6 protein-coding genes are annotated in these 6127 nt (G+C 50.9%); 4 read left to right on the top strand and 2 right to left on the bottom strand.

Annotation, left to right across the window (positions count from 1 at the left end):
• Positions 1-356 precede the first annotated feature (356 nt).
• Genes AB4Y96_RS26250 through AB4Y96_RS26260 form a run of 3 tightly spaced genes read left to right on the top strand, consistent with a single transcriptional unit; the run spans position 357 to position 3062 of the window.
• Positions 357-1034, top strand: a complete 678-nt coding sequence (locus tag AB4Y96_RS26250) for a winged helix-turn-helix domain-containing protein (protein ID WP_091884312.1) — start codon at positions 357-359, stop codon at positions 1032-1034.
• Entirely contained in the window at positions 1021-2469 is a 1449-nt protein-coding gene (locus AB4Y96_RS26255) for an ATP-binding protein (protein WP_441920950.1), read from the top strand. Before AB4Y96_RS26250 ends, AB4Y96_RS26255 begins: the two co-directional genes overlap by 14 nt.
• Positions 2466-3062 carry a tyrosine-protein phosphatase gene (locus AB4Y96_RS26260; protein WP_441920952.1) on the top strand — a complete coding sequence of 199 codons (597 nt, stop codon included), beginning with the start codon at positions 2466-2468 and terminating at the stop codon, positions 3060-3062. The genes AB4Y96_RS26255 and AB4Y96_RS26260 overlap by 4 nt, the downstream gene beginning before the upstream one ends.
• 320 nt (positions 3063-3382) lie before the next feature.
• Here AB4Y96_RS26260 and AB4Y96_RS26265 read toward each other — a convergent pair whose 3' ends face one another.
• Positions 3383-4729, bottom strand: a complete 1347-nt coding sequence (locus tag AB4Y96_RS26265) for a sensor histidine kinase (protein WP_441920954.1) — start codon at positions 4727-4729, stop codon at positions 3383-3385.
• Complete coding sequence (locus AB4Y96_RS26270) at positions 4726-5400, bottom strand: response regulator transcription factor (RefSeq protein WP_441920956.1); 675 nt, start codon at positions 5398-5400, stop codon at positions 4726-4728. Before AB4Y96_RS26270 ends, AB4Y96_RS26265 begins: the two co-directional genes overlap by 4 nt.
• A 261-nt stretch (positions 5401-5661) precedes the next feature.
• On the opposite strand from AB4Y96_RS26270, the gene AB4Y96_RS26275 reads away from it, so the two are divergent.
• The coding region (locus AB4Y96_RS26275; RefSeq protein ID WP_441920958.1) for a class I SAM-dependent methyltransferase at positions 5662-6127 on the top strand (466 nt) is incomplete at its 3' end.

Here is a 6127-nt window from a genome sequence, read left to right on the forward strand (position 1 = left end):
CATTCAGGATGGGACTGTTAAAAACGATAGCACCAGGGYAGCAAGCAGCACTGCGCCAATAAACAGAGAAGGGTATTTTGCAAGATATCGGTTCACCGCGTTCTCCTTCAGCAACTTGGTTCGCTGCCAAGGAGACTAAATGTCTATTCTTACCGGGGCTTAGCCGTCCCCTTACGCTTTGGTAAGCGGTAAGAAGCGTTCGTTTATTACCAAACTGTAAGATCGCGGAAAGGTGAGTGTGAAACGATGCATGTAACTCCCAGTAGGCCTCGACCGTTACTTAGATCCGGACAATGACATCGTGTGCATTTGGACTATGATGAACGCAGTCTGTGTTTGGTGAGAACGGAAAGAACATGCGCATCCTGATCATTGAAGATGACCGGCAGACATCGGACTACATTGCCAAGGGCTTTAGCGAAGCCGGGCATGTTGCTGAAGTTATCGCTGACGGTAGAAATGCGCTATCCCACGCGGCGGGCGAAGAATACGACATCCTCATAATAGACAGAATGCTACCCGGGCTGGACGGCCTGTCAATCATCAAGGCATTGCGTGCAGCCGGCGTCAAAACTCCTGCTCTTTTTCTCACCTCGATTGGAGGACTGGATGACCGTGTTGAGGGTTTAGAAGCAGGCGGAGACGATTATCTCGCCAAACCTTTTGCCTTTTCCGAACTGGCTGCGCGCGTCAATGCACTCCATCGGCGACCGCCATTTCAACGCGAAATCAACACGATATCAGTAGCAGAACTGGAGGTTGACCTTGTGCGCAGGATCGTACGTCGGGACGGCATCACGATTGACCTGCAACCCCGCGAATTCAGATTGCTTGAAGTTCTGGTTCGCAATGAAGGGCGCATATTGACACGTACAATGCTGCTGGAGCGCGTTTGGGATTTTCACTTTGACCCCAAAACAAGCGTTGTCGAAACACATATCAGTCGTCTCAGAGCGAAGATCGACAAACCCTTTGCATATCCACTGTTGCACACGATCCGAAACACTGGCTATAGCTTACATGCGCCGCATTGATCTGCTGAAAAGTACGCCGTTCCGGTTGGCTGTCATTTTCGCCGCCCTTTTTATCGCGTCATTTCTTGTCGCGGGGGTTGTCACGTATCAACTGCTCAAACACGAATTGGCCGATCGTCTCGATCAGACAATCCAGGATACGTATACCGTGCTCACTGCCTCTTACGGTGATGGCGATGTGACTGATTTGTCAGATACCGTAACCAGCCATGTGCAATCCACTTCCCGGCACGATCGGATTTTCCTTTTGCGCTCAAAAGATGGAGCGCGACTGGCGGGGAACATTGAAAACGCAGATGTTTCGCCTGGTTGGTCAACAATTGACAGTACGAAGCTAGGCTTACAGAGTAATGAAAGATATCGCGTCTTTTCTGGTCAGGTCGATAAGCAGCCTTTGATCGTTGGGATCACGTTTGAAGAGAACGACGAGTATCTAAGGATTGTTTTTATAAGTTTTGCATGGGCAAGCGTGATGGTTCTTGCACTTGCAACCATAGGCGGCATTCTTTTAGCGACACGCGTACAACGGCGCATGGAAACCATCACATCGACCATGCGGAACGTTGGCTCTGGCAAGCTCAATGTCCGTATTCCTCTGGTTGGCAACGGAGACGACATTGATAGGTTGTCAGAGCAGGTCAATGATGCGCTCGACCGCCTTGCCTCTCTCGTTGAAGGCATGCGTCAAGTAAGCACCGATATCGCCCACGATCTCAAAACGCCTCTAAGCCGACTTTCCCTGACCATAAGCCAAGCCATCGAAAAAGCCGATAAAGGCACGGCAGTTGCGGCGGATTTGTTGCAGGCGCGGGAGGAAAGTGGAAATATTAACGCCACCTTCGACGCTCTTCTTCGTATAGCGCAGATCGAAGCCGGGTCGAGGCGGTCGCGGTTTACCCAACTGGATATCAGGGAATGTCTTGAGACCATCGTCGACGTCTATGCCGATGTCGCCGAAGACAAGAAACAATTGATAAAATTGACGTTGCATCCAAATGAATCCTTGCCGGTGACCGGGGATCGGGAACTACTCATTCAACTTTTTGCTAACCTCACCGAGAACTCGATCCGGCACTGTCCCGCAGGAGCAAAAATTAGCCTCAGTGCGAAAAGTATCGATAGAACCATCATCGTCGAATTTGCTGATAATGGGCCTGGTATCCCGGCCGAGGAGCGCGCAAAAGTCTTTCAGCGGCTTTATCGCCTCGATAAGAGTCGAACAACGCCTGGCACAGGGCTAGGTCTGAGCCTTGTCAAAGCGATTGTGGATCTTCATCGCGCGAGAATTAACCTGGAAGATGGACGCCCGGGGTTGCACGTCATACTGACATTTCCAGCTGGCTCGCACGACAAACATGCCGAACCGAGCGCGGCGACAGATCAACCCAACCGATCCCTAATTTTAAACCTGCCTCGGGAGAACAAGCCGTTATGACCGTGACACAGACGCATAAATCAAGCAGGCGGCGGCCAATCGCCGTGAGGACAGGAGGCGCATTGCTGGCTCTGGTCCTTATGATCGGCGGCTATTATGGAATAATGCGATGGCAGGGCAATTTTCATACTACCCTTCCCGGCGAACTCTATAGATCGGCACAGCCCTCACCATCACAGATCGCATTCTATAAGAAAACTTATGGTATCAGGACGATTATCAATCTCCGCGGTGAAAATACTGGCCGGGATTGGTATGACAAAGAGGTCGCCGCTGCCAAGAAATCTGGTGTTGGGCATATCGATTTTCGAATGTCTTCACGTCAAATTTTATCTCAGAAAGACGCCGAAACCTTACTTGCACTCATGAAGCAGGCTGAAAAGCCAATTCTCATTCATTGCGAAGGCGGAGCGGATCGAACCGGGCTGGCTGCCGCGCTTTACGTTGCAGCAATCGCGCATGGCGATGAGGAACACGCAGAATCTCAGTTTTCACCGCGGTTTGGCCACTTCTCGATCTGGGCCAATCCTGCTTATGCAATGGACATGACATTCGAAGATCTTGAACCTTGGCTTGGTTTTCCGGGTTCATAGCCTTACGGAACCGTAGCTGTACGGCAATATCCAAGTAAACTGTCGCTGCTAAATTGTGCTCATCGTTAAATTCGGAAGCGGCACAAGTGAAGTTCGTTGCAAGCTACGCAGTGCACGACATAGCGCGCCTATAGGATATAAATGCGCAACCGACAGCGAGATTACATAGCCGATATCTCAGTGGTTATTGGAACTATAATCCTTCTTTCCGTGGCGTGTTGGCTATTCCAAATGAACGACAGGGACACGCTTGAGGAATCTCTTCACTTCCGACTTTTATACAATGAACCACGAGCTTGACTGGAGTCAGCTCCTATCGTTCAGAAGTTCATTTTGAAACAGGCCCCCTTTGGGTACCCGCTGTTGACTTCAATGGTACCATTGTGAAGTTCCATTATCTGTTTGACCAGATTCAGTCCAAGACCAGTCCCGGAACTGTCCGAACGAAGGCGGCTGAACGGCTCAAAAATATCCTGACTGCTCTCTGCGGAAATTCCTTGCCCCTCGTCGGTTACAACAATCGATTTTGTTTCCAGAACATGGATCAAGATCATTCCTGAACCGCCGCCGTGGTCAATAGCGTTCTGAACCAGATTCGTGAGCGCACGTTCGATGGACGTTTGGTCGCCCTGTACCATAAGTTCATCGTTATCCGACTCAAACGACACCTCATAACCCGCTGCAAAAGCCAGCGGTGCTAGATCAAAAGCAACGCGTCCGGCGATTGCTACGAGATCGACGGGTGCAAAGTGGACCGGCGAATGGTTCAATCTCTGCAGATCAAGGAGCTGGCCGCTCAAGATTGCCAGGCGGGACGTGTCCTGAAGGAGCTGGGTTTTCTCAAGGCTTGGAGATAAGGCAGCAACCCTGGCGTTGAGAATGGCTATCGGTGTACGCAGTTCATGGGCTGCTTGGGCTAAAAAACGTTCATGCGACGCATAGCCTTTATCCAGCCGGGTCAAGGCATCGTTGACGGCATTTACAAACGGACTGATTTCTTCGGGCACCTCGCTCGCAGACAAACGTACGCCGCGCTTGTTATAGGTAATCTGAGCCGCTTGATCCGCAGCTTGTTTAACCCCTTTCAACGCAAAACGTACGACAAGTGGAGTGATGGCCAGAGTAGCCAAGGCTATTGTCAAAAAAAATGGAATAATGATCGTTAGCATTCCGCCAGAGATGCCTGTCACCATCCGAATGAATGTCATATGCCCCCGTGTTCCGGTGAATATCTGCACGTCTCCTACGTTTGTTTCCTGCCATTTAACAATTGCATCGGGGCGTTTCGCGCGGCCCAGCTCATTGTTCAAACGAGCGTCGCTGAGATGATCCAACATCGGCAGCGTTTGAACAAATTCGGAAGGAACACGTCCTTGAGACAGTTGCTGTCCATTCCGGTCCCGAATGACAAACCACAAGCCACCAACATCCATCCGCAATTGGACGACCTCGGGAGTATCAATGAGAATAAGTTCTCCTTGCGTGTTCCTTGACAGGGCGTCTTTCAGAACATCCAGACTGCCTCCCTCATAATCCTCTATCAGATACCCGGAACCCCAGAGACTGCCTATGATAATGGTTAGCACCGACAAGATGATGAGGGTTTCGAAGAACAGCAGTCGGCTGACGAGCCGCCATTTCAGCGATCTCGCACTCCATAAACTCATGCCGTTTCCCGTAAAAGATAGCCAAGGCCCCTGATACCATTGATCGTCACGCCTGCACCGGCATCCGAGAGTTTACGGCGAACCCTCGATATATGGGTATCAAGCGCATTTGAATCGATCTCATCGTCCATGCCAAAAACCGCTTCCATGAGAGTGGCACGCTGGACCATTCRCCCCATTCGGCGCATCAATGCTTCAAGGACAAGGACTTCTCGCCTTGGCATCTCCACACGCTCTCCCGAAACCCATGCCTCACGATGGGCAAAATCAAACATCAATTGGCCCATCTTGGCCACTTCCGGCACAACGCTGGACGGTCGTCGCAGCAGGGCGCGAACACGAGCTAGAAGTTCTTCGAAAGCGAAGGGTTTGCCAAGATAGTCATCAGCTCCACTTTGTAGTCCAGCGACACGATCGCAGAGATCGCCACGAGCCGTCAGCACAAGAACCGGTATATTTTGACCATTCGCACGAAGCCGCGGAATCAAAGACAATCCGTCTCCATCGGGCAGCTGACGATCAAGAACAAGCACATCATGCACGTTTTCTTTCAACACGAATTCAGCGGCAGCAATCGTTGAGACACTGTCAACGATCATGTTCTGACGCGTGAGAACGTTGCTAAGAGCGGCAACCATTTCCTTTTCGTCCTCTACCAGTAGTACCCGCATCCCTATTCCTTGTGTTTCGACATAATTGAGATCGCGCACCATGGACTTTCTACATTGAGGCAATCTTGCATCGGGAAATTGGCTGGAGAAGTAAATTTCATCGAACCGCAGCGCATGACACGCTGCCTCAATCTAGAAGACGCATTGGTTTCCTCGTCAATAACAATTCAGTTCAGGAAACAAAAATGAAGACAACGATACGTCCCGGTAGATCGACCAAGCATACCGCACATATTTCACTCCGTAAAAAGGCGTCCGATTATGTCATTTGCTGATGTTTTGCCATTTCTCCGTTCTTGGGTGCGCAATCCACTTCGAACAGCAGCGATCCTGCCATCGGGAAACAGAATTTCCGCGCTGATGACCGGAGAAATTGATCCAGAAATGGGTCCTGTTCTTGAACTCGGTCCTGGCACAGGCCCCTTCACGCGCTCGCTACTTCAAAGGGGCGTACCGGAGTCAATGCTCACCCTCGTGGAATACAGCTCGGAATTCACCAGGCTTTTGCGAGGCCGGTTCCCAAGTGCGCGAATTCTGCGAATGGACGCTGCCCGGATTGGCGAATTCAATCTGTTCGAACCCGGTTCTGTGGGTGCTGTTGTCAGCGGTTTGGGCGTACTGACAATGCCACCCCGACAAGTCAAAGGAATTCTCAATGGTGCATTCAAATATCTGCGACCCGGCGGTGCATTCTATCAGATTACCTATGGCCCACGCTGCCCTGTAT

This window comes from Phyllobacterium sp. TAF24 (genome assembly GCF_052113785.1).
Taxonomy (GTDB): Bacteria; Pseudomonadota; Alphaproteobacteria; order Rhizobiales; family Rhizobiaceae; genus Phyllobacterium.